The 25,355-nt window shown below is 67.7% G+C and carries 22 protein-coding genes, 1 other RNA gene and 1 pseudogene; 19 read left to right on the top strand and 5 right to left on the bottom strand.

Translation table 11 applies throughout. The features are described 5' to 3' along the window. Window positions 1-147: 147 nt before the first annotated feature. The 6 genes from rplI (at window position 148) to PJ250_RS16385 (ending at window position 7,283) form a co-directional block, all read left to right on the top strand. On the top strand, window positions 148-597 hold the full coding sequence (gene rplI, locus PJ250_RS16360; protein WP_271645649.1) for a 50S ribosomal protein L9: 450 nt from the start codon (window positions 148-150) through the stop codon (window positions 595-597). Between the two features lie 198 nt (window positions 598-795). After that, a complete protein-coding gene (locus PJ250_RS16365) occupies window positions 796-2,214 on the top strand; it encodes a replicative DNA helicase (protein ID WP_271645650.1) in 1,419 nt (472 codons plus the stop codon). Window positions 2,215-2,289: 75 nt separating this feature from the next. Next, entirely contained in the window at window positions 2,290-3,705 is a 1,416-nt protein-coding gene (locus PJ250_RS16370) for a cryptochrome/photolyase family protein (protein WP_271645651.1), read from the top strand. A 132-nt stretch (window positions 3,706-3,837) separates the two neighbouring features. After that, window positions 3,838-4,527, top strand: a complete 690-nt coding sequence (locus PJ250_RS16375; RefSeq protein ID WP_271645652.1) for a YiaD family glycine zipper/OmpA-like lipoprotein — start codon at window positions 3,838-3,840, stop codon at window positions 4,525-4,527. A gap of 549 nt (window positions 4,528-5,076) precedes the next feature. Continuing rightward, the gene (locus tag PJ250_RS16380) at window positions 5,077-6,093 is read left to right on the top strand and encodes a carbohydrate kinase family protein (RefSeq protein WP_271645653.1); all 1,017 of its coding nucleotides are present in this window, start codon (window positions 5,077-5,079) and stop codon (window positions 6,091-6,093) included. Continuing rightward, window positions 6,090-7,283 (top strand): AGE family epimerase/isomerase, encoded by a 1,194-nt coding sequence (locus PJ250_RS16385; RefSeq protein ID WP_271645654.1) that lies wholly within the window; start codon window positions 6,090-6,092, stop codon window positions 7,281-7,283. Before PJ250_RS16380 ends, PJ250_RS16385 begins: the two co-directional genes overlap by 4 nt. A 165-nt stretch (window positions 7,284-7,448) precedes the next feature. Here PJ250_RS16385 and ssrA read toward each other — a convergent pair. Beyond that, window positions 7,449-7,849, bottom strand: a transfer-messenger RNA (tmRNA) gene (gene ssrA / locus PJ250_RS16390). A 164-nt stretch (window positions 7,850-8,013) separates the two neighbouring features. On the opposite strand from ssrA, the gene PJ250_RS16395 reads away from it, so the two are divergent. Then, window positions 8,014-10,437, top strand: a complete 2,424-nt coding sequence (locus tag PJ250_RS16395; protein ID WP_271645655.1) for a S8 family serine peptidase — start codon at window positions 8,014-8,016, stop codon at window positions 10,435-10,437. A gap of 12 nt (window positions 10,438-10,449) precedes the next feature. Here PJ250_RS16395 and smpB read toward each other — a convergent pair whose 3' ends face one another. Continuing rightward, the gene (smpB, locus tag PJ250_RS16400; protein ID WP_271645656.1) at window positions 10,450-10,944 is read right to left on the bottom strand and encodes an SsrA-binding protein SmpB; all 495 of its coding nucleotides are present in this window, start codon (window positions 10,942-10,944) and stop codon (window positions 10,450-10,452) included. A 70-nt stretch (window positions 10,945-11,014) separates the two neighbouring features. On the opposite strand from smpB, the gene PJ250_RS16405 reads away from it, so the two are divergent. Then, window positions 11,015-11,443, top strand: a complete 429-nt coding sequence (locus PJ250_RS16405) for a type II toxin-antitoxin system RatA family toxin (protein WP_271645657.1) — start codon at window positions 11,015-11,017, stop codon at window positions 11,441-11,443. 7 nt (window positions 11,444-11,450) lie between these two features. Further along, the gene (locus tag PJ250_RS16410; protein ID WP_271645658.1) at window positions 11,451-11,705 is read left to right on the top strand and encodes an RnfH family protein; all 255 of its coding nucleotides are present in this window, start codon (window positions 11,451-11,453) and stop codon (window positions 11,703-11,705) included. A 65-nt stretch (window positions 11,706-11,770) separates the two neighbouring features. On the opposite strand, the gene PJ250_RS16415 is transcribed toward PJ250_RS16410, so the two are convergent. Further along, window positions 11,771-12,169 carry an outer membrane protein assembly factor BamE gene (locus PJ250_RS16415; protein ID WP_271645659.1) on the bottom strand — a complete coding sequence of 133 codons (399 nt, stop codon included), beginning with the start codon at window positions 12,167-12,169 and terminating at the stop codon, window positions 11,771-11,773. Between the two features lie 114 nt (window positions 12,170-12,283). Between PJ250_RS16415 and fur the strand changes: the two genes are divergently transcribed. Next, window positions 12,284-12,688, top strand: a complete 405-nt coding sequence (fur, locus tag PJ250_RS16420) for a ferric iron uptake transcriptional regulator (protein ID WP_271645660.1) — start codon at window positions 12,284-12,286, stop codon at window positions 12,686-12,688. 64 nt (window positions 12,689-12,752) lie between these two features. Here fur and recN read toward each other — a convergent pair whose 3' ends face one another. Then, complete coding sequence (gene recN, locus PJ250_RS16425) at window positions 12,753-14,420, bottom strand: DNA repair protein RecN (protein ID WP_271645661.1); 1,668 nt, start codon at window positions 14,418-14,420, stop codon at window positions 12,753-12,755. Window positions 14,421-14,511: 91 nt separating this feature from the next. On the opposite strand from recN, the gene hrcA reads away from it, so the two are divergent. The 4 genes from hrcA (at window position 14,512) to dnaJ (ending at window position 19,508) form a co-directional block, all read left to right on the top strand. Further along, window positions 14,512-15,582 (top strand): heat-inducible transcriptional repressor HrcA, encoded by a 1,071-nt coding sequence (hrcA, locus tag PJ250_RS16430; protein WP_271645662.1) that lies wholly within the window; start codon window positions 14,512-14,514, stop codon window positions 15,580-15,582. Window positions 15,583-15,628: 46 nt separating this feature from the next. After that, window positions 15,629-16,156, top strand: coding sequence for a nucleotide exchange factor GrpE (grpE, locus tag PJ250_RS16435; RefSeq protein WP_271645663.1), 528 nt, complete (start codon window positions 15,629-15,631; stop codon window positions 16,154-16,156). A 146-nt stretch (window positions 16,157-16,302) separates the two neighbouring features. Beyond that, window positions 16,303-18,231, top strand: coding sequence for a molecular chaperone DnaK (gene dnaK, locus PJ250_RS16440; protein ID WP_271645664.1), 1,929 nt, complete (start codon window positions 16,303-16,305; stop codon window positions 18,229-18,231). A 146-nt stretch (window positions 18,232-18,377) separates the two neighbouring features. Beyond that, window positions 18,378-19,508 (top strand): molecular chaperone DnaJ, encoded by a 1,131-nt coding sequence (gene dnaJ / locus PJ250_RS16445; RefSeq protein ID WP_271645665.1) that lies wholly within the window; start codon window positions 18,378-18,380, stop codon window positions 19,506-19,508. 67 nt (window positions 19,509-19,575) lie between these two features. Here dnaJ and PJ250_RS16450 read toward each other — a convergent pair whose 3' ends face one another. Further along, entirely contained in the window at window positions 19,576-20,850 is a 1,275-nt protein-coding gene (locus PJ250_RS16450; RefSeq protein WP_271645666.1) for a cation:proton antiporter, read from the bottom strand. Between the two features lie 198 nt (window positions 20,851-21,048). On the opposite strand from PJ250_RS16450, the gene PJ250_RS16455 reads away from it, so the two are divergent. The 5 genes and pseudogenes from PJ250_RS16455 (at window position 21,049) to dapB (ending at window position 25,341) form a co-directional block, all read left to right on the top strand. Then, on the top strand, window positions 21,049-21,555 hold the full coding sequence (locus PJ250_RS16455; RefSeq protein WP_271645667.1) for a hypothetical protein: 507 nt from the start codon (window positions 21,049-21,051) through the stop codon (window positions 21,553-21,555). A gap of 62 nt (window positions 21,556-21,617) precedes the next feature. After that, window positions 21,618-22,724, top strand: a pseudogene (locus tag PJ250_RS16460) (prephenate dehydrogenase); the annotation flags it as partial. A 168-nt stretch (window positions 22,725-22,892) separates the two neighbouring features. Continuing rightward, window positions 22,893-23,216 (top strand): GNAT family N-acetyltransferase, encoded by a 324-nt coding sequence (locus tag PJ250_RS16465; RefSeq protein WP_271648678.1) that lies wholly within the window; start codon window positions 22,893-22,895, stop codon window positions 23,214-23,216. Window positions 23,217-23,408: 192 nt separating this feature from the next. Beyond that, complete coding sequence (locus tag PJ250_RS16470) at window positions 23,409-24,617, top strand: aminotransferase-like domain-containing protein (RefSeq protein ID WP_271645668.1); 1,209 nt, start codon at window positions 23,409-23,411, stop codon at window positions 24,615-24,617. Window positions 24,618-24,627: 10 nt separating this feature from the next. Next, window positions 24,628-25,341, top strand: coding sequence for a 4-hydroxy-tetrahydrodipicolinate reductase (gene dapB / locus PJ250_RS16475; RefSeq protein ID WP_271645669.1), 714 nt, complete (start codon window positions 24,628-24,630; stop codon window positions 25,339-25,341). Window positions 25,342-25,355: the final 14 nt, after the last annotated feature.

Here is a 25,355-nt window from a genome sequence, read left to right on the forward strand (position 1 = left end):
CCTCGGAAGCGCCCGCACTCCCATGTGCGGGTTGCTCGAGGAAGCCCGGATGTCCGGGACGCCAGTCCCGGCGTCTTAATCCCGTCCTATTCGGACAGCAAGCGTTGCGGCGCCAGGTGTGCCGCTAACGAATAACGGAGCAATGAAATGGATCTGATCCTTCTGCAGAAAGTGACCAACCTGGGTGTCCTGGGTGACAAGGTCAGCGTCAAGCCGGGCTACGGCCGCAACTACCTGGTCCCGCAGGGCAAGGCCGTGCCGGCCACTGCCGCCAACCTGGCCGAGTTCGAGGCCAAGCGCGCCGACTACGAAGCCAAGGCCAAGAGCATCCACGACGAGGCGTCCAGCCGCGCCGCCAAGTTCGAGGACGCCAGCGTCACCGTCTACGCCAATGCCTCGACCGAAGGCAAGCTGTTCGGCTCGGTGAGCCCGCGCGATATCGCCGAGGCCTTCACCAAGACCGGCAAGCCGCTGGAGAAGAGCGAAGTGCTGCTGGCCGACGGCCCGCTGCGCAACGTCGGCGAGTACGACGTGCTGCTCAAGCTGCACGCCGACGTCGAAGTCACCGTCAAGGTGGTGGTCCAAGCCGAAGCCTGATTGTCCGGGTCTGCGGTTTGATGCAACGGGCGCCGCGAGGCGCCCGTTGTCGTTTGCGCCTGTGATCGCAGGCGGTGCGACGACAAGCGCACATGTTCTCCAGAGCTTATCCACAGCTTTGTCCATACCGGCCGGGCCGCCGGCTGACTACCATGGCGTGACGCCTGTGCGCGCCTGTTTCTTGCCCGAGAATCCACCATGGCTGCTCCCCGCCGCGATCGAAATCGCGATCGCGAATTCCGCAACGATCCCAGCGACTCGCGCATCGAACAGCTGCGCATGCCGCCGCACTCGATCGAAGCCGAGCAGGCGGTCCTCGGCGGCCTGATGCTGGTCACCGACGCCTATGACCGGGTCAACGACAAACTCACGCCCAATGATTTCTACCGGCGCGATCACCAGCTGATCTATCGCGCGATCAGCGAGCTGGCCGAGCGCAACCGGCCCTACGACGCGGTGACCCTGGGCGAATGGTTCGAAGGGCAGGGCCAGTCGGACCTGATCGCCGATGGCGCCTATCTGATCGAGCTGGCCAGCTCCACGCCCTCGGCGGCCAACATCGCCGCCTATGCCGAGATCGTGCGCGACAAGGCGGTGATGCGCCAGCTGATCGACGTGGGCACCGAGATCGTCAACGACGGCTTCCAGCCCGAGGGGCGCGAGAGCGCCGAACTGCTGGCCAATGCCGAGCAGAAGGTCTTCGCCATCGCCGAGGCGGGTTCGCGCGGGCGCACCGACTTCGTGGCCATGCCCAACGCGCTGAAGGACGCGTTCTCGGTGCTGCAGGACCGCTTCAACAACGGCGGCAACGTGACCGGCCTGCCGACCGGCTACACCGACTTCGACCAGATGACCGCCGGCCTGCAGCCGACCGACCTGCTGATCCTGGCCGCACGTCCGGCGATGGGCAAGACGACCTTCGCCCTGAACATCGCCGAATTCGCCGCGATCAAGTCCAAGAAGGCCGTGGCGGTGTTCTCCATGGAAATGTCCGCTGCGCAGCTGGCCCTGCGCCTGATTTCCTCCAACGGGCGCATCAACGCCCAGCGCCTGCGCACCGGCCAGCTGGAGGACGAGGACTGGAGCCGTGTCACCGCGGCCATCCGCATGCTCAAGGAGACCAAGATCTTCATCGACGACACGCCCGGACTGTCGCCGGACGTGCTGCGCTCCAAGTGCCGCCGCCTCAAGCGCGAGCACGACCTGGGGCTGGTGGTGATCGACTACCTGCAGCTGATGAGCGTGCCGGGCAACAGCGAAAACCGCGCGACCGAAATCTCCGAGATCAGCCGTTCGCTCAAGGGCCTGGCCAAGGAGCTCAACGTGCCGGTGATCGCCCTGTCCCAGCTCAACCGCTCGCTGGAGACGCGCACCGACAAGCGCCCGGTGATGGCCGACCTGCGCGAATCGGGCGCCATCGAGCAGGACGCCGACGTCATCGTTTTCATCTACCGAGATGACTACTACAACAAGGAAAATTCGCCGGACAAGGGCTTGGCCGAGATCATCATCGGCAAGCAGCGTAGCGGCCCGACCGGGTCGATCAAGCTCAAGTTCTTCGGCGAATACACCCGCTTCGACAATCTCGCGCACGACTCGGTGGGCAGCTTCGAGTAGCACGGCCGGTTTCACCGCCGCTGCAACGCGGCGCCTGCATGATGGCGCCGTTTTCTTCCCGGATCGATCTTGTCCATGGCCACTGCCCTGGTCTGGTTCCGCCGCGACCTGCGGCTGGCCGACAATCCCGCGCTGCATGCCGCGCTCGAGGCCGGGTTCGACCCGGTGCCGGTCTACATTCACGCCCCGCACGAGGAGGGCGGCTGGGCGCCCGGCGCGGCCTCCAATGCCTGGCGCCATCGCTCGCTCAAGGCCCTCAGCCAGGACCTGCACGCGCGTGGCTCGCGGCTGGTGGTGCGCCAGGGCGACAGCAGTGCGGTGCTGCAGGACCTGATCGCACAGAGCGGCGCGCAGGCCTTGTTCTGGAACCGCAAGTACGAGCCGACCACGCAACCGCGCGATGCGACGATCAAGAAGGCGCTCAAGGAACAGGGATTCGAGGTGCGCAGCTGCAACGCGGCGTTGCTGGCCGAGCCCTGGGACGTGGAAACCAAGAGCGGCGGACCCTACAAGGTGTTCACCCCGTACTACCGCAGCGTGATGGCCTCGTTGCCGCAGCGCAGCCTGCTGGAGGCGCCGCGCGCGTTGCCCGGTGTGTCCTCCAGGCTGCGCAGCGATGGCGTCGATGCCCTTGGACTGGCCCCCCGCCTTGGGTGGGACACCGGCTTCTGGGACATCTGGCAACCGGGCGAAGCCGGGGCGCACGAGGCGCTGGAGGTGTTCATCGACGGCGCCCTGCAGGGCTACCTGGAGCAGCGCGACCTGCCGGACCGTACCGGCACCTCGCGCCTGTCGCCCCATCTGCACTTCGGCGAGATCGCGCCGTGGCGGGTGATCGCGAAGCTGGAGCAGGTGCGCACAGCCAGGCTGGACAAGGACATCGACGGCTTCATCCGTCAGTTGGTCTGGCGTGAGTTCGCCTACCACCTGCTGCACCACTTTCCGCAGACGGTCGAGGACAACCTCAACCCGCGCTTTGCGCATTTCGACTGGGCCAAGGCCGAACCCGCCATGCTCAAGGCCTGGCAGCGGGGCATGACCGGCGTGCCGATCGTGGATGCGGGCATGCGCGAGCTCTGGCACACCGGCGTCATGCACAACCGTGTGCGCATGATCGTGGCCAGCTACCTGACCAAGCACCTGCGCATGCACTGGTTGGAAGGAGCGCGCTGGTTCTGGGACACCCTGGTGGATGCGGATCTGGCCAACAACACCCTGGGCTGGCAGTGGGTGGCTGGGACCGGCGCCGACGCCGCGCCGTATTTCCGCGTGTTCAATCCGGTGACCCAGGCGCAGAAATTCGACCCGCAGGCGCGTTACATCACCCGCTGGGTGCCGGAGCTGGAGACCCTGCCTGTCAAGGCGCGCTTCGCGCCTTGGGAGTCTGCGGATCTGCTCGCGCGCCTGGCGCCGACGTATCCGCGCCAGCCGATCGTGGGCCTGGCGGCGGGCCGGGAAGGCGCGCTGGCGGCCTACGCGGCGACCCGCTGAACCTTAATAGGGTCTTCGCGCGGCTGAATGGGGCCCGACGTGGAGGGACGGGGGTTCATGCTGCTTTGTCGCTTTTGCCGCTAGCGTGCGGACACCGCAACAAAGCCGGGCCGCCCCGGGGAGCGAGACACCATGCAGAACAAGATCCTTTCGCGCGCGCTGCTCTGCGGCGTGCTTTCGGCCAGCGTGCTGGCCGGTTGCGCCACCTATACCGGTCAGACCAACGATCCCAACGATCCCAACCGCACCCGCAATGGCGCGCTCATCGGCGCTGGCATCGGCGCTGCGGTCGGCCTGCTCAGTGGCCATGACGCCACCGAACGCCGTCAGCGCGCCCTGGTGGGTGCCGGCGTGGGCGGCTTGGCCGGTGGCGCCATCGGCGTCTACCAGGATCGGCAGGAGGCCGAACTACGCCGGCAAACGGCCGGGACGGGCATCGACGTCAGCCGCGATGGCGATGTCATCAAGCTCAACCTGCCTGATGGGGTGACCTTCGACTTCGGCAAGTCCAACCTCAAGCCGCAGTTCTACCCCGCGCTCAACAACGTGGCTTCCACCCTCAAGCAGTACAACCAGACCATTGTGGAGGTCAGCGGCCACACCGACAGCGTCGGCAGCGATGCGGCCAACCAGTCTTTGTCCGAGGCGCGCGCCAATACCGTGGCCGACTACCTGATCGGGCAGGGGCTGATGCGCCAGCGCTTCGAGATCATCGGCATGGGCGAGCGCTATCCGATCGCCAGCAACGATACAGATGCCGGCCGCGCGCAGAACCGCCGCGTGGAGATTCGCGTGGTGCCGGTGGAGCAGCAGGGTTCCTGACCCCCGCACTGCCAACGGATCCCCACCCTGGAACGGGCCGCGTATCGCGGCCCGTTTCGCGTTGCGGGGCGATTGTAGCGGAAGCCTGTCCACATGGCGGTGGCTTGGTGGACGCCGTGGCAGCGCTACGCAGAGAGCTGTCTTGGTGTCGTTCTTTTCCGGACCAGGCCATGAGGCATCTGTGTCCCGCCGATCTTCCGCCGCGCCGAGACCGTGCCGCGCGAGGATCGGGTTGGCGATTGAGCAGGGGAAGTGCGCTCGATGGGCGTGATGCCTGCGGCACGGGCGACCCGCGCTACCCGCGCAGGTCCACACCTGGCCGCGTTCAGGCCAGACCTGGGGCGAGCCTGGTTCAGGCCTCCCGGGCGGCGTGAAACCTTGCCCGGGTCGGACGGGTAGGCAAGCGGCGCGGGTCCGTGCACAATTTAGAACGATTTAAATGCACGGAAACCTTCCATCCCATGCTGATCGCTCCCATCGTGAGCTCCACGCTCTATGCCTGTTCCACGCTGGAAAGACCGCGCTTCCGGGCGCGAGGGAGGGCGCGCCATGTCGCCGGCTGAGGAGGCGGGCGTGACTGCGCCGGCACCCGTGCGCCTGGTCTGCTTCGGCGAGGTCCTGGTGGATCTGCTCGCTCAGCCGCCGGTCGAGGGACAGCCCAGGGCGTTTGCGCAGTACGCTGGCGGTGCCCCGGCCAACGTGGCCGTCGCCGCGGCGCGGCTGGGGGCGGATGCGCAGTTCGTGGGCATGCTGGCGCGCGACATGTTCGGAACCTTCCTGCATGACGAACTGGTCGCCGCTGGCGTCGGCGTGGACCACATTGTCTGGACCGATCAGGCGCGCACGGCGCTGGCCTTCGTCGCGCTGGACCAGACCGGCGATCGCAGCTTCAGTTTCTACAGGCCGCCCGCGGCGGATCTGCTGTTCCGTGCCTCGGATTTCGACGCCGGCAGCCTGTCGCGGGCCGACGTCTTCCATTTCTGCTCCAACAGTCTGACCGCCCCGGAGATCGCCGAAGCCAGCCTGGCCGGTGCGCGGTTGGCGCGCCAGGCGGGGGCTGTGGTCAGTTTCGACATGAACCTGCGTCCGGCGCTGTGGCCGCAGGGCATGGATCCGACGCCGGTGATCGAACAGGCGCTGGCCGAGGCCGACGTGGTCAAGTTCTCGCGTGAGGAACTGGCCTTCCTCGATGGCGGGCAGGGTGACGGGGTGGCCGTCGTGGCGCGGCTGTTGTCCGCGCGCGCGCGCCTGATCGTGGTGACCGATGGGCCCGGCGCGGTGCGCTGGACCACCCGCAACGGCTCGGGCATGGTGCCCAGCTTCGAGGTCACGGTGCGCGACACTACCGCGGCCGGCGATGCTTTCGTCGGTGGACTGTTGCTGCGCCTGGTCGAACTGGGAGGCGCAGGGCAGGGGCTCGATGGCTTCTGCGCTGATCCGGACAAAGTGGCCGAAGCCGTGGGATTCGGCACCGCCGTCGGCGCGGTGGCAGTCACGCGCGCCGGCGCTTTCGCGGCCATGCCGACCCGTAAGGACGTTCTCGCTCTCGTTTCAGGAATGCAATGACTACTCCCGATTTCCGTTCTGTCGATGTCCTGCGCGACCATGTCGCCCAGACGATGGCGTTCTACCACCCACGCGCGCTCGATCCGCGCGGCGGCTTTTTCCAGTATTTCAAGGACGACGGCACCGTCTACGACGCCGGCCACCGCCATCTGGTGAGCAGCACGCGCTTCGTCTTCAACTATGCGATGGCCTGGCGCGAGTTCCAGCGCCCGGAGTACTACGCGGCGATGCTGCACGGCCTGCGCTACCTGCGCGACGTGCACCGCAATCCAGCCAATGGCGGCTACATCTGGACGCTGCGCGATGGCGTGGCCGAGGACACGACCAACCATTGCTACGGCGTGGCCTTCGTGCTGCTGGCCTATGCCAGCGCGCTCAAGGCTGGCGTGCAAGAGGCGCGGGACTGGATGGACGAGACCTGGAACCTGCTGGAAGCGCGCTTCTGGGAGGCCGGTCCCGGGCTCTATCGCGATGAGGCCGACGCCGACTGGCATTTCAGCGATTACCGCGGCCAGAACGCCAACATGCACATGTGCGAGGCGATGATCGCGGCCTACCAGGCCAGCGGCGAGGCGCGCTACCTGGATCGCGCCCTGCTGCTGGCCGACCACATGACCCGGCGCCAGGCGGCCAAGGCCGATGGCCTGGTATGGGAGCACTACGACACCGACTGGAACGTGGACTGGGAGTACAACAAGGACGATCCCAAGCACCTGTTCCGTCCATGGGGCTTCCAGCCGGGGCACCAGACCGAGTGGGCCAAGCTGCTGCTGATCCTGGACCGCGAGACCCAGGCCGATTGGCTGGTGCCCACCGCGCGTCACCTGTTCGATACCGCGCTGGCGCGCAGCTGGGATCCGGTCCACGGCGGCATGGCCTATGGCTTCGCGCCGGACGGTAGCGTCTGCGACGACGACAAGTATTTCTGGGTTCAGGCCGAGAGCCTGGCTGCGGCGGCGCTGCTCGCCCAGCGCACCGGGGACGCCGGCTACTGGGCGTGGTACGACAAGCTCTGGCAGTACGCCTGGGCGCACATGATCGACCACCAATACGGCGCCTGGTACCGCATCCTGCATGCGGACAACACCAAGTACAGCGACGAGAAGAGTCCGGCCGGCAAGACCGACTACCACACCATGGGCGCCTGCTACGAAGTGATGGAAAGCCTGCGCGCCAAGCCGGCAGGCTGATCGGCCACCGGAGGTGCCCGGGCCGAGCGCCCGGGGCATCTTCCAATGGTCCCGCGCCGTGGCGTATCGCGCGCCGAGCAAAACAAAAAGGGCCTGATCATGCTGGAGCTTCCAGTCCGATCAGGCCCTTCGTGTTTGTTCGCCAGGACCGGCCGAACAAGGTGTTGGTGGAGGTGGCGGGAGTCGAACCCGCGTCCGAAGGCACTCCATCCCCGGTACTACATGCTTAGCTCACCGTTGGATCTCGTCCTGTGGCAGCACGGTGTGCAAAACGCACCCCAGGACCAGCCTGTTTTAGTTAAGCGATGACTGACAGGCAGCCGTCAAAGCCGGTTCCGTGATAATGACCCTACATCCACGAGCACGGGCACAAGTGGTTTCGGGGGTTCGCCTTAGGCGGCTGTAGAACTACAACTCAACACTGCTGTTTAGGCGGCGAGAGCGAAGTCCGAACCGTAGTTGTCGTCGTTGGCAACTAGAAGTTTGCAGCTGGATTTACGAGGAAAGCTACCCCCTCGGCATGCACCAGGTAATTTCGCAACCCCCGTCGAAGCCAGTGCACCCCCGGTTCGAACAAGGTCGGAAGATTGTCCCGATGCCGCCAGTGTAGGGGCCGGGGACACGAGTCACAAGGCGTGCGACGCAGCGGGGTTAGCCTGCGTTGCGTGGCCGCAGGCCCGCGTCGCGGGCGTTGAGGCTGACACATCGGCAGACAGGGAGGACTTCCAGGATGGCGACCAGGCGTACGACCGCTCCGCGGACCCCGGCACGCGCGCGACCGGGAAAGGGGCGCGCTTCCAATCCGGACCAGACCCAGGCCGCAGGGCGCACCGGCTATATGGCCACGGCCCAGGGGCGGGCAATGACCGTGGTGTACGTGCACGGCATCGGCAACAAGCCACCGGCCGAGGTGCTGCGCTGCCAGTGGGACAAGGCCTTGTTCGGCATGGCGATGGGCGAGCGCACGCGCATGGCCTACTGGGTCAATCGCGCGCGCTACCCGGTGCCGGAAGTGGCCACCTGCGCGCAGCGCGACGAGGGGCCGACCATCAGCCAGGCCGAACAGCGCCTGCTGTCGGTGTATGGGCTGCCACCGGGCCCCGGGGACCTACGAGACCTGGTGGACGACCTGGCGACCACGCCGCGTGAGCAGGCGGACCTTCGGGCGTTGCTGGACCAGATGCAGGCCGGCGCCGCCGCGCCGTCTGGTCCGGCTGCCAGCAGCCTGTGGTCCGGGTTGAACGAGATCCTGCTGCGCCTGGTCAGCGCGGCGCTGTTGCAGGACGTGCACGACTTCTTCTTCGTCCCCGCGCGGCGGCAGGCGATGGAGGAGAGCCTGCGCGAGCGCCTGCTCGCCGGTGGCGGGCCATTCGTGGTGATCGGCCACAGCCAGGGTTCGATGATCGCCTACGAGGTGCTGCGCAAGCTCAAGGCCAGCGAGTGTGACGTCGCCTTGTTCCTGACCCTGGGCTCGCCGCTTGGGTTGCCGGCGGTGCGCAGCATGTTCAAGCAGGACATCGGTAAGCGGAAGCTGCCGTTCCCCGCCTGCGTGCGGGCCTGGCACAACGTGGCCGACCGACGCGACCCGGTCGCCCTGGACGCGGACCTGGGCGACGACATCCAGGGCGCCAATGGGCGGTTCAGCAACGAGGCCGGGACTGGGATCAACCCCGATGGACCGCGCAATCCGCATTCCGGCTCTGGCTATCTGTCCATCGACTCGGTCCGGCAGCGCGTGCGCGGCGTGGTCGGGGCCGGCTTCGACCAGCCGGTGACCCAGACCGTCGTGCTCAAGGATCTGTCCGACCGCATGGAGGCGGAGGGCAATGCAGCCCGTCATGAGGTGTTGTTCGAACTGGACCAGTTGTCCGCCGGGTTGACGCAGGATGCGGTGCGGCTGGCCCTGGTTGAAAAAATCCGCGCCTTGGCCGGGCGCCAGACCGGGTTATCGGGTGAGGCGCTGGACGAGACGATCGTGCTGGAGGACACGCTGGAACGTTTCGTCTCCGCGCGCCTGACCCGGTTTGAGATCGAGTCGCTGCGCGACGACTATCAGGCACTGCATTTCAAGCGCCTGTGGCGTGACGCGGGCAAGCGGGCGCTGCTGGACCGCTCGCGCCGCGTCATCCAGGCCGATGCGGCGCAGGTGGCCTACCACGCCCTGGGCCAGGACATCGGCTGGGCGGTGCTGGACACGGGCATCGCCGCGGGCCATCCGCACTTCCACGCGGACAAGGCGCACCCGACCGTGGTGGCGCAGTGGGACTGCACGGTGCGGGGACGCCCGCGCCAACTCGGCCCAGACGATGGGCGCGCGTTCACGCACCTGGACCGGGCTGGTCATGGGACGCACGTGGCCGGCATCATCGCCGGGCAATGCAGTGCGCCGCTGCCCGGGGACAAGGGGGGAAAGCCGGTGGACTTCACCGCCGTCGCGCCGCAGGCGCGGCTGTACGGCTTCAAGGTGCTCGATGATGCCGGCAACGGGCGCGACTCATGGATCATCAAGGGCATCCAGCAGGTGGCGCGCATCAACGAACAGGCCGGTCAGCTGGTCATCCACGGGGTGAACCTGAGCCTGGGCGGCTGGTTCGATGCGGAGAGCTACGGTTGTGGCTTCACTCCGCTCTGCAACGAGCTGCGCCGGTTGTGGCGCCAGGGCGTGGTGGTGGTGCTGGCGGCCGGCAACGAGGGCCTGGCCTGGCTGGTGCAGCAGAATGGGATGGCGCTGGCCGCCAATATGGACATGACCATCGGCGACCCGGCCAACCTGGAGGAGGCCATCGCGGTCGGTTCGGTCCACAAGTCCAATCCGCGCACCTACGGCGTGTCGTATTTTTCTTCCAAGGGGCCCACCGCCGATGGGCGGCGCAAGCCGGATGTGGTGGCGCCGGGCGAGAAGATCATCTCGGCGCACTACGACTACCGGGTGCGCGATCGCTCCACCTGGATGGTGGAGATGAGCGGCACCAGCATGGCCGCCCCGCATGTGTCCGGACTGGTGGCGGCGTTCCTGTCGGTGCGGCGCGAGTTCATCGGCTTCCCCGACAAGGTCAAGGACGAGCTGCTGGCGCGCTGCAATGACATCGGCCGCGATCCCTACATGCAGGGCAGGGGCGTGCCGAACCTGGTCAAGATGCTCGCCGAGACCTGATCGCGGCCGAGTTCACGCGTCGCGGTTGTGCCGGCGCATCAGACGCTGCTTGTCGCGGGCCCACTCCCGGTCCTTCTCGCTGGCGCGCTTGTCGTGGGTCTGTTTGCCCTTGGCCAGGGCCAGTTCCAGCTTGACCTTGTTGCCCTTCCAGTACATCGCGGTGGGAATCAGGGTATAGCCGTCGCGCTCGACCTTGCCCACCAGCGTATCGATCTCGCGCCGGTGCAGCAGCAGCTTGCGGGTGCGGCGGTCGTCGGCCACGACGTGCGTGGAGGCCTGGATCAGCGGGGTGAACTGCGCGCCGAACAGGAACAACTCGCCCTGGCGCACCACCGCATAGCTCTCGCCGATGTTGGCGCGCCCGGCGCGGATGGACTTGAGTTCCCAGCCTTGCAATGCAAGACCGGCCTCCATCCGTTCCTCCAGGTGGTACTCGTGGCGCGCGCGTTTGTTCAGCGCGATGGTGCCCGTGCTGTTTGCTTTATCCTTGTCCGACTTCTTTGCCATCCGCCCATTGTCGCCGATGGGCCGATTCCCGGCGAGTAGAACTTTTCACAGGCCCACACGCACTCCCAAGATGCCCACCATTCGTCGCAGCGCCCTGGTCGAACATCCGGCCCAGTACATGTTCGATCTGGTCAACGACGTCCAGGCCTATCCACGACGTTTCGGCTGGTGTGACCGGGCCGAGATCCTGGAATCCAGCGATGAACGCATGGTCGCGCGGCTGGATCTGGGCCTGGGAGCCCTGCGCACCTGGTTCACCACCGAAAACACCTTGGAACGCCCGGGCCGCATCGACATGCAGCTCAAGGACGGCCCGTTCCGCAAGTTGCATGGGCTGTGGGAGTTCCAGTCGCTGGGCGACGATGTCAGCAAGGTCACCCTGACCCTGGATTTCGAGCCGTCCAGCCGACTGCTGGGCCCCGCCTTCACCCTGGGGTTCCAGGGACTGGCCGACCGCATGGTGGACGACTTCGTGCGGACCGCAGACCTGGGCGATTGAGCGGGGCATGCGGATCGAGGTGGTCCAGGCCCGGGCGCGTGGCTATGAGGCGGTCACACTGACGCTGCCCGAGGGGGCGACGGTCGGGGACGCGGTGCAGGCGTCAGGGCTTGGCGCAGGTCCGGCGCCGGCCGGTTTGGCGGTTTTTGGGGTGCTGGCGACTGCGGCGACACCGCTGGTCGATGGCGATCGCGTGGAACTGCTGCAGCCGCTCCAGGTCGATCCAAAGGAGGCGCGCCGACGGCGCGCTGCGAAGCTCTGAAGGCAAGGGCTTAAGGAGACGCCCTTGCTCTGGGTCCGGCGCTTGGCGGACGGCAGGCGGAGCGATCAGCCGCCGCCGTGGTCCTTCTTCTTGTCCTTGGCCAGGTTCGGGCCGAACTGCCGCACGCTATTGCGTGCCAGTTCGTCGTCCTGGTTGGGGAAGTAGTCGCCTTCCCACTTGCTGACCTTGTCGTTGTCGAAGAAGACGGTGAAGTTCTTCATCTGCACGTGGCCCAGGCGGTCGGTGCGCTGGGTGGAGGTGTAGTCCCAGCGCTGGGCGTGGAACGGGTCGGCCACCGAGGGCGTGCCCAGCAGGGCCAGGACCTGCTGCTTGCTCAGCCCGACTTCGAGCTGGTCGACGTCTTCCTTGTCGATCAGGTTGCCCTGATAGATCGGCTGCTTGTAGATGATGCCGCAGCCGGAAGTGGCCAGGCCGAGTGCGGCGATAAGCAGGAATTTGCGCATGAACAAGACGTCTGCAAGGGTCGGGAAGGAACCGCCCGATGATACACTGCGCCCCTCGCCGCGACCCAATCGCAAGGCAGCTGGCGCTAAACCGCCAATGAATGGGAGCCCCCGATGGAATCGCTCGATCTACGCAAGGCCGGCTTGAAGGTCACCCACCCGCGCCTGCGCATCCTGGCCCTGCTTGAAGAAGCCAAGCCCCGGCACATGACGGCCGAGGACATCTATCGCGCCTTGATCGGGGTGGGCGATGAGATCGGCCTGGCCACGGTGTATCGCGTCCTGACCCAGTTCGAGGCCGCTGGCCTGGTGCTGAAACACAATTTCGAGGGCGGCCAGGCCGTCTATGAGCTGGACCGGGGCGAGCACCACGATCACATGGTCGACATCGATTCGGGCAAGGTCATCGAGTTCTCCAGCGAGGAGATCGAGGCCCTGCAGGAGAAGATCGCCGCCGAGCACGGCTACGAGATCGAGGAGCACTCGCTGGTGCTCTACGTGCGCAAGAAGCGCAAGTAAGCCCACCGCCGTGAACGCAAAAAAGGCCGGGAGATCCCGGCCTTTTTGCATGGTGCCCGAGGCGTCAGTCGATGGCTTCGAGCAGCTTGCCGGCCGCGGCGCGGGCTTCGGCGCTGACCTGCACCCCGCCGAGCATGCGTGCCAGTTCCTCGCGGCGCGCCGGCGCATCCAAAGATTCGACCGAGGACTGGGTCATGCCCTCGACCGGCGCCTTGCTGACCCGGTAGTGGGCGTGGCCCTGCGCGGCCACCTGTGGCTGGTGGGTCACGCACAGCACCTGGCGCTGGCGGCCCAGGTCGCGCAGCTTCTTGCCGACGATGTCGGCCACCGCGCCGCCGATGCCGGAATCGACCTCGTCGAAGACCATCGTCGGCACCGCGTCCGAGCCCAGTGCGGCCACTTCGATGGCCAGCGAGATACGTGAGAGTTCACCGCCGGAGGCGACCTTGCGCAGCGGGCGCGCCGGCTGGCCGGCGTTGGCCGCCACCAGCAGTTCGACCCGCTCGGCGCCCTGTGGGTCGGGGCGCTCGGTGTCGACCGGTTCGAGCAGCACGTCGAGTTTGCCGCCGCCCATGCCCAGTTCGCCGATCAGGGCGCTGGTCTGTTTTGCCAGCGCCGCGGCGGCCTTGGTGCGGACCTTGGTGAGTGCGGCGGCGGCGGTCTTCCAGGCCTGGCGGGCGGCTTCGATCTCGGCGTTCAGGCCGGCCAGGCGCTCGCCGGCGCCCCGCAGGCTTTCGAGTTCCTGCTCGATCCGGCTCGCCACCTCGTCGAGTTGTTCCGGCGTGACCCGGTGCTTGCGCGCCAAGTCGTGCAGGCGGGTCAGGCGACGCTCGGCCTGTTCGAACTGGTCCGGGTCCACGTCCAGGTCGTCGCGGATCTGGTTGAGCAGGCCCAGCGCCTCCTCCAGCTGGATCTGGGCGCTGTCCAGCAGGGCATCGACCTCGCCCAGGCGCGGTTCGTGGCTGGCCGCGCGGGCCAGCTCGCCGCGGGTCTGCAGCAACAGCTGGCTGGCCGAGGGCGCATCCTCGCCGGACAACCTGCCCAGACTGTCGTCGCAGGCCTGGATCAAGGTGGCGGCATGCGCCTGCCGACGATGCGTGGCCACCAGGGCCTCGATCGACTCGGGGCCCAGGTCCTCGGCGCGGAGCTCGTCGAGCTGGTGCTGCAGGTAATTCAACCGGTCGGAGACGTCGCCCTGGGCGGTCAGTCGCTCGCGTTCGTCCAGGCGCTGGCTCCAGGCCGCGGCGGCGCGGCGCACGGCCTCGGCCTGCGGCTGGCAGTTGGCGAAGGCGTCCAGCAGGGCGAGTTGGCGCGGCCTGGAGAGCAGGGCCTGGTGTTCGTGCTGGCCGTGGATCTCCACCAGCAGCCCAGCCAGTTCGCTCAACTGCGAAAGGGTCACGCTGCGGCCGTTGATCCAGCTGCGAGAGCCGCCGTCGGCACGCAACACGCGGCGCAGCTGGCAGGCGCCGGCCTCGTCCAGAGCGTGTTCGACCAGCCAGGCCAGGGCAGGGGACTTGGGCGGCAGCTCGAATTCGGCCGACAGTTCGGCACGCTGGGCGCCGTGGCGCACCACGCCGGCATCGGCGCGCAGGCCGGACAGGAACCCGAGGGCGTCGACCAGCAGCGACTTGCCGGCGCCGGTCTCGCCGGAAATCACCGTCATGCCGGGGCCGAATTCCAGGTCCGTGGCGCGGACCACGGCGAAGTCCTTGATGGTGAGATGTCTGAGCATATGCGGCCGGCATTGTAGGGCCTGGCGGCGCACGTGCTGAGACCGTGCGCGGGCAGTTGCAAACCCCGGTCCGGGCCGTTATCTATCGGCCATGAGTTCCCGACGGCCAGAACTGGATGCGCGTGCACGGCAACTGCTGCGCACGCTGATCGCCCGCTACATCCATGACGGCGAGCCGGTCGGCTCGCGCACGCTGGCCCGGCATTCGGGCCTGGACGTGAGTCCGGCCACCATCCGCAACATCCTGGCCGACCTGGAAGATGCCGGCCTGCTCAGCTCGCCGCACACCTCCGCCGGCCGGGTGCCGACCGCGCAGGGTTACCGGGTCTTCGTGGACAGCCTGGTGCAGATGCAGCCGCTGGCCGAGCGCGAGGTCGCCCGCCTGCGTGCCGAGCTGCCGTCCGGCACCGGTACCCAGGCCCTGCTGGGCAATGCCTCCGAGCTGCTGTCGGCCATGACCCACTTCGTCGGCGTGGTTGGGGCGCCCAAGCGCGAGCAGTTCGCGTTCCGGCATATCGACTTTGTGCCGCTGGACGGGCGCCGGGTGCTGGCCATCTTGGTCTTCGCCGACAACGACGTGCAGAACCGGGTGATCGAGCCGCGCCGGCTGTACGACCCGTCCGAGCTGGAGCGGGTGGCCAATTACCTGAACGCGCATTTCGCCGGGCGGCCGATTTCCGAGATCCGGGCCACGCTGCTGCGCGAATTGCGTGCGGCCCGCTCGGAGATGGAAGGCCTGCTGGCCCATACCGTGGAACTGGCCGAACACGCCCTGGTGCCGTCCGACGACGACATGGTGCTGGCCGGCCAGACCCGGTTGATGGGCGTGCAGGACCTGTCCGACCTGGACCGCCTGCGCGAACTGTTCGAGGCCTTCGCCCGCAAGCGCGAGATCCTGCAACTGCTCGAACGCACGATCAGTGCCCCGGGCGTGCGCATCTTCATCGGCGAGGAAACCGGCCTGGCGCCGCTGGATGGCATGTCATTGGTCGCCGCGCCGTACCGGGCCAGTGGTCAGGTCCTGGGCGTGCTGGGCGTGATCGGGCCCACGCGGATGGCGTACCAGACGGTGATTCCGGTGGTCCAGGCGGCCGCCGATGCGCTCGGCGCGGCAATGCTGCGTCCCGGGGATGACTTGAATCCGTCCACGCCGGCCCCATAGCTGGGCCTTGCGGCGGACCAACCCCCGCCAACGACGGATCTGGAGCATGACTGCAAACGAATACACCGACGGCCAGCCGACGGCCGACACCACCTCCGCCGAGCAGACCACCGAGGCGCTGCTGCAGGCCGAGCTGGAAACCCTGCGCAACGAGCTGGACCAGGTCCGTGCCTCGGTCCTGCTGGATCGTGCCGACCTGGAGAACCAGCGCAAGCGCGTGGCCCGCGACGTGGAGCAAGCGCGCCGCTTCGCCAATGAAAAGCTGCTGGGCCAGTTGATGCCGGTCTTCGACAGCCTGGACGCCGGCCTGCTGGCCGCCGGCACCGAACCCAGCCCACTGCGCGAGGGCCTGGAACTGACCCAGAAGCAGCTGCTCAAGGTGGCCGACGACAACGGCCTGACCGTGCTGGACCCGATGGGCCAGCCGTTCAACCCGGAACACCACCAGGCCATCAGCCAGGCCGAGCCCAACGGCGCGGCCCCGGGCAGCGTGATCCAGGTGTTCCAGAAAGGTTACCTGCTCAACGACCGTCTGCTGCGTCCTGCGCTGGTGGTCGTCGCGCGTCACGACTGAGCGGGCACTGAGCGGCCGCAGGGCGGCCGGAAATTTGTGTTCCACGAGCGCTTGAAGCGCGTCACAGCGTCCTTATATCTGGTTCATCGGCCGGGCACGCACCCGGCCCCAACCCGACAAACCTTCGCTTTTACGGAGTAATCACCATGGGCAAGATCATCGGCATCGACCTCGGCACGACCAATTCGTGCGTGGCGATCATGGAAGGCGGCAAGGCCCGCGTCATCGAGAACTCGGAAGGCGATCGCACCACGCCCTCCATCGTCGCCTACACCAAGGACGGCGAAGTGCTGGTCGGTGCCTCGGCCAAGCGCCAGGCCGTGACCAACCCCAAGAACACCTTCTACGCGGTCAAGCGTCTGATCGGCCGCAAGTTCACCGACGCGGAAGTCAAGAAGGACCTGGACCTGGTGCCTTACGGCATCCTGGCCCATGACAACGGCGACGCCTGGGTGGCCACCGCCGACGGCAAGAAGATGGCCCCGCAGGAAATCTCCGCCCGCGTGCTGGAGAAGATGAAGAAGACCGCCGAGGCCTTCCTGGGCGAGACCGTCACCGAGGCGGTCATCACTGTGCCGGCGTACTTCAACGACAGCCAGCGCCAGGCGACCAAGGACGCCGGTAAGATCGCCGGCCTGGACGTCAAGCGCATCATCAACGAGCCCACCGCCGCGGCCCTGGCTTACGGCCTGGACAAGGGCGATTCGCAGGACCGCAAGATCGTGGTCTACGACCTGGGCGGCGGCACCTTCGACGTGTCGATCATCGAGATCGCCAACGTCGACGGGGAGAAGCAGTTCGAAGTGCTGGCCACCAACGGCGACACCTTCCTGGGTGGCGAGGACTTCGACGCGCGCGTCATCGACTATCTGGTCGACGAGTTCAACAAGGACCAGGGCATCGACCTGCACAAGGACCCGCTGGCTCTGCAGCGCCTGAAGGACGCCGCCGAGCGCGCCAAGATCGAGCTCTCCTCCTCGCAGCAGACCGAGGTCAACCTGCCGTACGTGACCGCCGATGCCTCCGGTCCGAAGCATCTGAACATCAAGCTGACCCGCGCCAAGCTCGAAGCCCTGGTCGAGGACCTGATCAAGAAGTCGATCGAGCCGTGCCGCACCGCGCTCAACGATGCCGGCTTGCGTGCCAGCGACATCGGCGAGGTGATCCTGGTCGGTGGCCAGACCCGCATGCCCAAGGTGCAGGCGGCCGTGGCCGAATTCTTCGGCAAGGAGCCGCGCAAGGACGTCAATCCTGATGAGGCCGTGGCGCTGGGCGCCGCGATCCAGGGCGGCGTGCTGGCCGGTGACGTCAAGGACGTGCTGCTGCTGGACGTGACCCCGCTGTCGCTGGGCATCGAGACCCTGGGTGGCGTATTCACCAAGATCATCGAGAAGAACACCACGGTGCCGACCAAGGCCTCGCAGACCTTCTCCACCGCCGAGGACAACCAGTCGGCCGTGACCGTGCATGTGTTGCAGGGTGAGCGCGAGCAGGCTCGCTTCAACAAGTCGCTGGCTCGCTTCGACCTGTCGGGCATCGACCCGGCGCCGCGCGGCATGCCGCAGGTGGAGGTGTCCTTCGACATCGACGCCAACGGCATCGTCCACGTGACCGCCAAGGACAAGAAGACCGGCAAGGAGCAGAAGGTCGAGATCAAGGCCGGTTCGGGCCTGTCGGACGACGAGATCCAGCGGATGGTCGCCGACGCCGAGGCGCATCGCGACGAGGACAAGAAGTTCCAGGAACTGGTCGTGGCCCGCAACCAGGCCGATGGCCTGATCCACGCCACCCGTACCGCGATCACCGAGCATGGCTCCAAGGTCGGCGGCGATGTGATCGGCAAGGTCGAAGCCGCGCTGGGTGAACTGGAAACCGCGATGAAGGGCGACGACAAGGCCCAGATCGAGGCCAAATCCAAGGCGCTGGAAGAAGCCGGCCAGTCGCTTTACGCCGCCGCCGCGGCGGGCGAGCAGGGCGGTGCGCCGGGTGCCGAGGGCGGCGCCGAGCAGGCCAACCGCGCGACCGACGACGTGGTGGATGCGGAGTTCACCGAGGTCAAGGACGACAAGAAGTAAGCGCAGCCCGATGCTGCAATAGGAACGCATGGAGGAGCGGGGCTACGGCTCCGCTCCTCCGGCGTTTCCGGCACCGCCCGCCGCAGGCCTTCGAAGGCCCGGCGTCGATGCCATGATTCCCCATTCAACGCAGGCTGCATCCGGCAATGAGCAAACGCGACTACTACGAGGTTCTGGGCGTCGCCCGCAACGCCAGCGACGAGGAGCTGAAGAAGGCCTATCGTCGTTGCGCGATGAAGTTCCACCCTGATCGCAACCCAGGCGATGCCACCGCCGAGGTGTCCTTCAAGGAGTGCAAGGAGGCCTACGAGGTCCTGTCCGACGGCGGCAAGCGTCGCCTCTACGACCAGCATGGCCACGCCGCTTTCGAGCACGGCATGGGCGGTGGCGGTCCTGGCGCCGGCTTCGGCGGCCCGGACATGGGCGATATCTTCGGGGACATCTTCGGCAACATCTTCGGTGGAGGCGGCGCGCGCGCGGCCCGGCGTGGCGCGGACATCGGCTACGTGATGGAGCTGGACCTGGAAGAAGCCGTGGCCGGCGTGGACAAGCGCATCGAGATCCCGACCATGGCCGCTTGTGAGCCCTGCCACGGCAGCGGTTCGGAAGATGGCAAGACCGAGACCTGCACCACCTGCGCCGGGCGCGGCCAGGTGCGCATGCAGCGCGGCATCTTCACCATGCAGCAGGCCTGCCCGCATTGCGAAGGCCGCGGCCAGGTCATCCGTAACCCCTGCGGGACCTGCCATGGCGCCGGTCGCGTGGAGGAGGAGCGGGTGCTGTCGGTCAAGATCCCGGCGGGCGTGGATACCGGTGACCGGATCCGCTTGGCGGGCGAGGGCGAAGCCGGTCCGGCGGGCACGCCGGCCGGTGACCTGTACGTGGAAGTGCGCGTGCGCGAGCACGAGATCTTCCAGCGCGACGGCGACGACCTGCACTGCGACGTGCCGATCCGCATTTCGCAGGCGGCCTTGGGTGATACGGTGCGTGTGCCGACCCTGGGCGGCGAGGCGGAGATCCGCGTTCCGGCCGAGACCCAGACCGGCAAGCTCTTCCGTCTGCGCGGCAAGGGCGTGCGGTCGGTGCGCAGCCGTTCCACCGGCGACCTGTTCTGCAAGGTCGTGGTGGAGACGCCGGTGAACCTCACCGCGCGTCAGCGCGAATTGCTGGCGGAGTTCGAGGCCACCTTCGGGGGCGACGACGCGCGCAAGCACTCGCCCAAGTCGGCCACGTTCCTGGACGGGGTCAAGGGCTTTTGGGACCGGATGACGTCCTGAGGGCACTTGGGACAGGCTTCGAGGCAACATGAAGAGCCGGCGCGAGCCGGCTTTTTCATGTCTGGATTCAGTGCGCGTGTGGATCGCTCGCGTCAGGCCGTGGCGGCGCCTGGCTGATCGGCAGGCTGCGCGCGACCCGGCCGATGGTCAGTCCCTGGACCAGGATCGAGAACACCACCACGACATAGGTGATGCCCAGCAGCATGTCGCGGGTCTCGCCGGCCGGCAGCGACAACACCAGCGCCACCGAGATGCCACCGCGCAGTCCACCCCAGGTCAGCACCTTCCATGACCCGCGCGGCAGGCCGAACCCGCTGCGCAGCACCGCGATCGGCGTGCCGACTGCCACCAGCCGCGCCAGCAGGGTGACCGCGATGGTCAGCGCGGCCGCGCCCAGCAGGGCCAGGCTGAAGGGAACCACCAGCACTTCCAGGCCGATGAGCACGAACAGCACGGCATTGAGGATCGAGTCGAGCAGCGCCCAGAACAGGTCGTGGTACTTGCGCGTGGTATCGGACATGCCCAGGCGCCGCCCGCGGTTACCGACGATCAGCCCGGCCACGACCATCGCCAGCGGCCCGGACACATGCAGGCGGTTGGCCAACGCGTAGCCACCCAGCACCGCGGCCAGGGTGATCAGGACTTCTTCCTGGTAGCTGTCGATGCTCTTGAGCAGGCGGTAGGTCGCATATCCCAGGATGCCGCCCAGCAGCAGGCCGCCGCCGACCTCGTGCACGGCCAGCTTGGCGACCTCGCCGGCACCCGGGGTATCGCCCATGGAGGCCGCCTCGAGCAGCAGCACGAACAGCACCACGCCCACGCCGTCGTTGAACAGCGACTCGCCGGAGATCACCAGCTCCAGGCTCTTGGGCGCGCGGGCCGACTTGAGGATGCCCATCACCGCGATCGGGTCGGTCGGGGAAATCAAGGCGCCGAAGACCAGGCACCACGGCAGCGCCAGCGGCAGGCCCAGCATCGGCAGCAACCAGTACAGCCCGTAGGCCACGATGATCGTGGAGACCAGCGTGCCGCCGACCGCCAGCAGGCCCACCTGCCAGCGATAGTTGTGCAGTTCGCTCAGGTCCACGTGCAGCGCGCCGGCGAACAGCAGCATCGAGAGCATGCCCTGCATCAGCACCTCGCTGAAGTCGACCGAGCGCAGCAACGCGGTCGCGTGCTCGCGGAAGGTCGCCACGCCCAGCGCGTCCAGCCCAATCAGCGAGAACGACACCAGCATGGCCACCACCATGACGCCGATGGTGTCGGGCAGGCCGATGAAGCGGCGGTTGACGTAGGCCATCAACGCGGTCACGACCAGGAAGACGACGGCGATCTCGAACATGGCGATCCTGGGGCAGCGAGCTGGCATCCATTGTCGCCGAGTGGCCCGCGCTGCGGTAAGCCCATCGTGCGCGTCGCGCTGGCCCCTTGCGGCGTGCTTGGCGAGGGCGCCGACATTGGGCATGATCTGAGGCGTTGGATCGAGATGCCCCCGGCGTGCAAGGCGCCGGGAACAGGGACGTCACAGGGGGAGTCAAAGGTGCGAACACTCGCGATGTTGGGCGTGCTGGCCATTGCGGCCGGCGTGGCGTATTGGCTGTGGTTCGGGCGCGACACATTGACCGAGGCCGATGTGCAGGCGTTCTATGTGGCGCAGATGGAAGCGGGGGAGGCGTTGGATGCGCCGGCACTGTGCGCGATGATGTCGGAGGACTACCTTCAGCGCGGGACAGTGTGGATCGAGGGCCGCTCGCGGCAGATGCAGCAGGATCGCGAGGAAACGTGCGATGGCATTACCCAATTGATCGGCCAGATGGCCCAGCTGCGCGCACGCAGCGGTGGCCGCTTCAAACCCGATTCCAGTCAGACCATTGTGTCGGTGGACGTGGCGCCCGATGGCTCTCGGGCCATCGTCAAGACCCGCAGCACCTTGTACATCGGCATGCTCGGGATGTCGTCACGCTCGACCGACACGGTGATCAAGCGCCGCGGACGCGTCATGATCACCGGTTCGCAGAGCATCAACTGGATGGGCGTCAATCGCTGAGGCCGCCTGCGGGCCCGCGCTTGCCTACAATGCGCGCTGCTCTTTGGACATGATCGCGCAGTATGCACAGCTCTTCTCCCGTCGTCGGCATCGTCGGCAGCGCTGGCGCCTACGGCCGCTGGCTCGCGCGTTTCCTGGAGCGCCACATGGGGCTGCGGGTGATCGGGCATGACCCGTCCGATCCTGCATCGCTATCCCCCGACGCCTTGCTGGCGCAGGCGCAGGTGCTGGTGTTCAGTGCGCCCATCCGGGTCACGGCCGAGGTGATCGCGCACTACGTGGCGCTGGCCGCCGGGCGTGAGTCCGGCCAGCTGTGGCTGGACCTGACCTCGATCAAGACCGAGCCGGTGGCCGCGATGCTGCGCTCGCGGGCCGAGGTGGTCGGCCTGCACCCGATGACCGCACCGCCCAAGTCCCCCACGCTCAAGGGCCGGCCGATGGTGGTCTGCGAGGCGCGCCTGGACGCGTGGCGCCCGTGGCTGCAGACCCTGCTCGACGCGCTGGAAGCCCAGTGCGTACGCACCACGCCCGAGCACCACGACCAGGTCATGGCCGTGGTCCAGGCCATGGTCCATGCCGGCCACCTGGCCCAGGCCGGTGCGCTGCGGCGGCTGGCGCCGGAGGTGGGCACCTGGGCCGAGCTGTTCCCGTATCGCTCTGCATCCTTCGAGATGGACGGGGCGATGATCGCGCGCATCCTCTCGCTCAACCCTGCGATCTACGAGGACATCCAGTTCGGTAATCCGCACGTCGGGCCGGCCCTTGAGACGCTGGTCGAGGAGTTGTCGGCGCTGCGCGACCAGGTCGTGGCTGGGGACGAGGCGGCCCGCGCCGCGTTCCGCCAGCGGATGCTGGCCGACAACCGCGACGCCATCGGCCCGGCGGCCTTGGCCGAGGGCAATTACCGCTTCGAGCGGATCGGCTACCTGCTGGCCGATCTGGCCGAGCCGCGCAGCCTGTCGGTGCACCTGCCGCTGGACCAGCCCGGCTCGTTGCGCGCCTTGCTGCATGTGTTCGAACGGCACGGCGTGAGCATCGCCTCGCTGCATTCTCTGCGCAATCCTGCCGGCGAGGTGCACTTCCGCCTGGGGTTCGACACCGGCACCTCACTGCAGGCGCTGACCGCGGCGGCGGCCGAGGTCGATGCCAGCGGGGCAGGGCGGGTGCTGTCCGGGAGCTTCGATGGCGTGCCGGCCCCCATCAACGTGACTTCGCTGCCGCAGGGCGTGATTCGGCGCGCGGCCCGTCCCGCAGACGTGCAGGCCCTGCTGGCGCTGCGCGAGACCACCATGCGCGAGCACATGGCCAACTCCGGCGCGGACACCTCGCAGGGCAACATGCTCGCGCGCCTGCTCAACGGCTACCAGCACGCCGATGTGCTGGAGCGCGATGGCCGCATCGTCGGCCTGCTCAAGCTGGACCGGACCGGCGCGGACTGGGTGGTCATGCAGATCCAGATCGCGCCGGAGCTGCAGGGGCAGGGCCTGGGCCGCCGCCTGCTGCTGGACTACATCGCCCAGGCGCAGGCAGGCGGACATGACGTGACCCTGCACGTGCTGAAGGCCAACCCGGCGCGCGGACTGTACGAGCGGCTGGGCTTCGTGGTCGAGGGCGAGGATCCGGAGGAGTTCCACATGCGCCTGGCGTGCCCGCGCGGCTGAGTGATCCCAGTCATCCACATGACATGTGGATGACCCTCGGCACAAACCTGTGGACAACCTTCGCAGGCCTTGTCCGGCAAGGCGCTCGATCGGTTTGGTGAATATTTCGCCAGCGACGGGTCGGCGATCCGGCCCGGTGCCTGCCGCAGCGCAGCGCGTCGGCGCACGGGCGCGCGCGGTATCCTTGCCGGCATGAACACTCCAATCGTGTTGTCCCAGCGCGCGCAGGCCCTGACCAGTTCGGCCATCCGCGAAATCCTCAAGGTCACCGAGCGTCCCGAGGTGATTTCCTTCGCCGGCGGCCTGCCTTCGGCGTCCACCTTTCCTGTCGAGCGCCTGCATGCGGCCACCGACAAGGTGCTGACCGATGCCCCGCAGGCCGCGCTGCAGTACGGCCCGACCGAAGGCTTCGCGCCACTGCGCGAATGGGTGGCCGAGCGGCTCACCCGCGCCGGTGCGCCGGTCCCGGCCAGCCGGGTGCTGATCGTCACCGGCTCGCAGCAGGGACTGGACCTGCTGGGCAAGACCCTGATCGACGAGGGCAGCAAGGTGCTGGTGGAGACCCCCAGCTACCTGGGCGCGCTGCAGTCGTTCTCGCTGTTCCGCCCGGCGTTCGCCTCCATGCCATCGGACGACGGCGGCATCGACACCGATGCGCTGACCCCGGCGCTGCTGGACGGCGCGCGTTTCATGTACTGCCTGCCCAACTTCCAGAACCCCACCGGTAAGCGTCTGTCGCTGGAACGCCGCAAGGCACTGGTGGCCAAGGCGCTGGCGGCTGGCGTGCCGGTGGTCGAAGACGATCCCTATGGCGAGCTGAGCTATGGCGGGGAGCATCTGCCCAGCCTGCTGTCGCTCAATCCCGAAGGCGGCATCTACATGGGGTCCTTCTCCAAGGTGCTCGCCCCGGGCCTGCGCCTGGGCTATGTAGTCGCGCCCGAGCCGCTGTACGCCAAGCTGGTCCAGGCCAAGCAGGCCGCGGACCTGCACACGCCCTCCTTCAGCCAGCGCATCGTGTACGAGACCGTGCGCGATGGCTTTCTGGACGAGCACATCCCGACCATCCGCGACCTGTACGCGCATCAGTGCCAGTTGATGCTGCAGGCGCTGGCCGAGCACTTCCCGCCGGCGGCGACCTGGACCCGTCCGGAAGGCGGGATGTTCATCTGGGTGACGCTGCCGCAGGGCATCGACACCACCGCGCTGCTGGCCCAGGCCATTGCCCGCAACGTGGCGTTCGTGCCGGGCGCGCCGTTCTACGCCACCGATCCCCAGGTCAACACGCTGCGCTTGTCCTTCGTGACCGTGCCGGCCGAGAAGATCGAAACAGGGATGAAGGTGCTGGGCGAACTGGTCAGCGAGGCCATCGCGGCCCTGCCTGCCAGCGCGGTCGCGGCATGAGGGTGGCCCGGTGAGCAACGCGGTGCGTGTGTTGATCCATGGCGCCTCCGGGCGCATGGGCCAGGCCCTGGTGCGCCTGGCCGCCGAACACCCGGGATTGGACGTGGTCGCCGCCGTGACCCGGCGGGCGCCGTCGCCGCGCGTGGTCGACGGGGTGGCGTTCTTCGCCGCGTCCGAACTGTCCGGCGTGCCGGCGTTCGACGTGGCGATCGATTTCAGCCTGCCGGAAGGCTTCGATGCGGTGCTGGCGCTGTGCGTGGCGCGCAAGGCCGCGCTCGTCTCGGGCACCACCGGCCTGTCCGAGGCCCAGCGTGCGGCACTGGCCGATGCGGCCGCTGGCATCCCGCTGGTCTGGGCCTCCAATTTCAGCCTCGGCGTGGCGGTGCTGGCCGAACTGGTCGAGCGCGCCGCTGCCGCGTTGCCGGGCTGGGACTGCGACATTGTCGAGTCGCATCACGTGCACAAGCTGGACGCACCGTCCGGCACGGCGCTGACGCTGGGGCAGGGGGCTGAAGCAGCCGGCGCCACGCCACGCTATGCCAGCCTGCGTGCCGGCGACATCGTCGGCGAGCACCTGGTGCAGTTCACCGGCCTGGGTGAACGGATCGAGCTGACCCACCGCGCCAGCAACCGCGACATCTTCGCGCGCGGCGCACTGCATGCCGCCAGCCGGCTGGCCGGACGCGCGCCGGGTAGTTATCGGGTGCGCGACCTGCTGGATTGAGCGCTCGCTCGGCG

The sequence above is a fragment of the Pseudoxanthomonas sp. JBR18 genome, from assembly GCF_028198165.1.
Taxonomy (GTDB): domain Bacteria; phylum Pseudomonadota; class Gammaproteobacteria; order Xanthomonadales; family Xanthomonadaceae; genus Pseudoxanthomonas_A.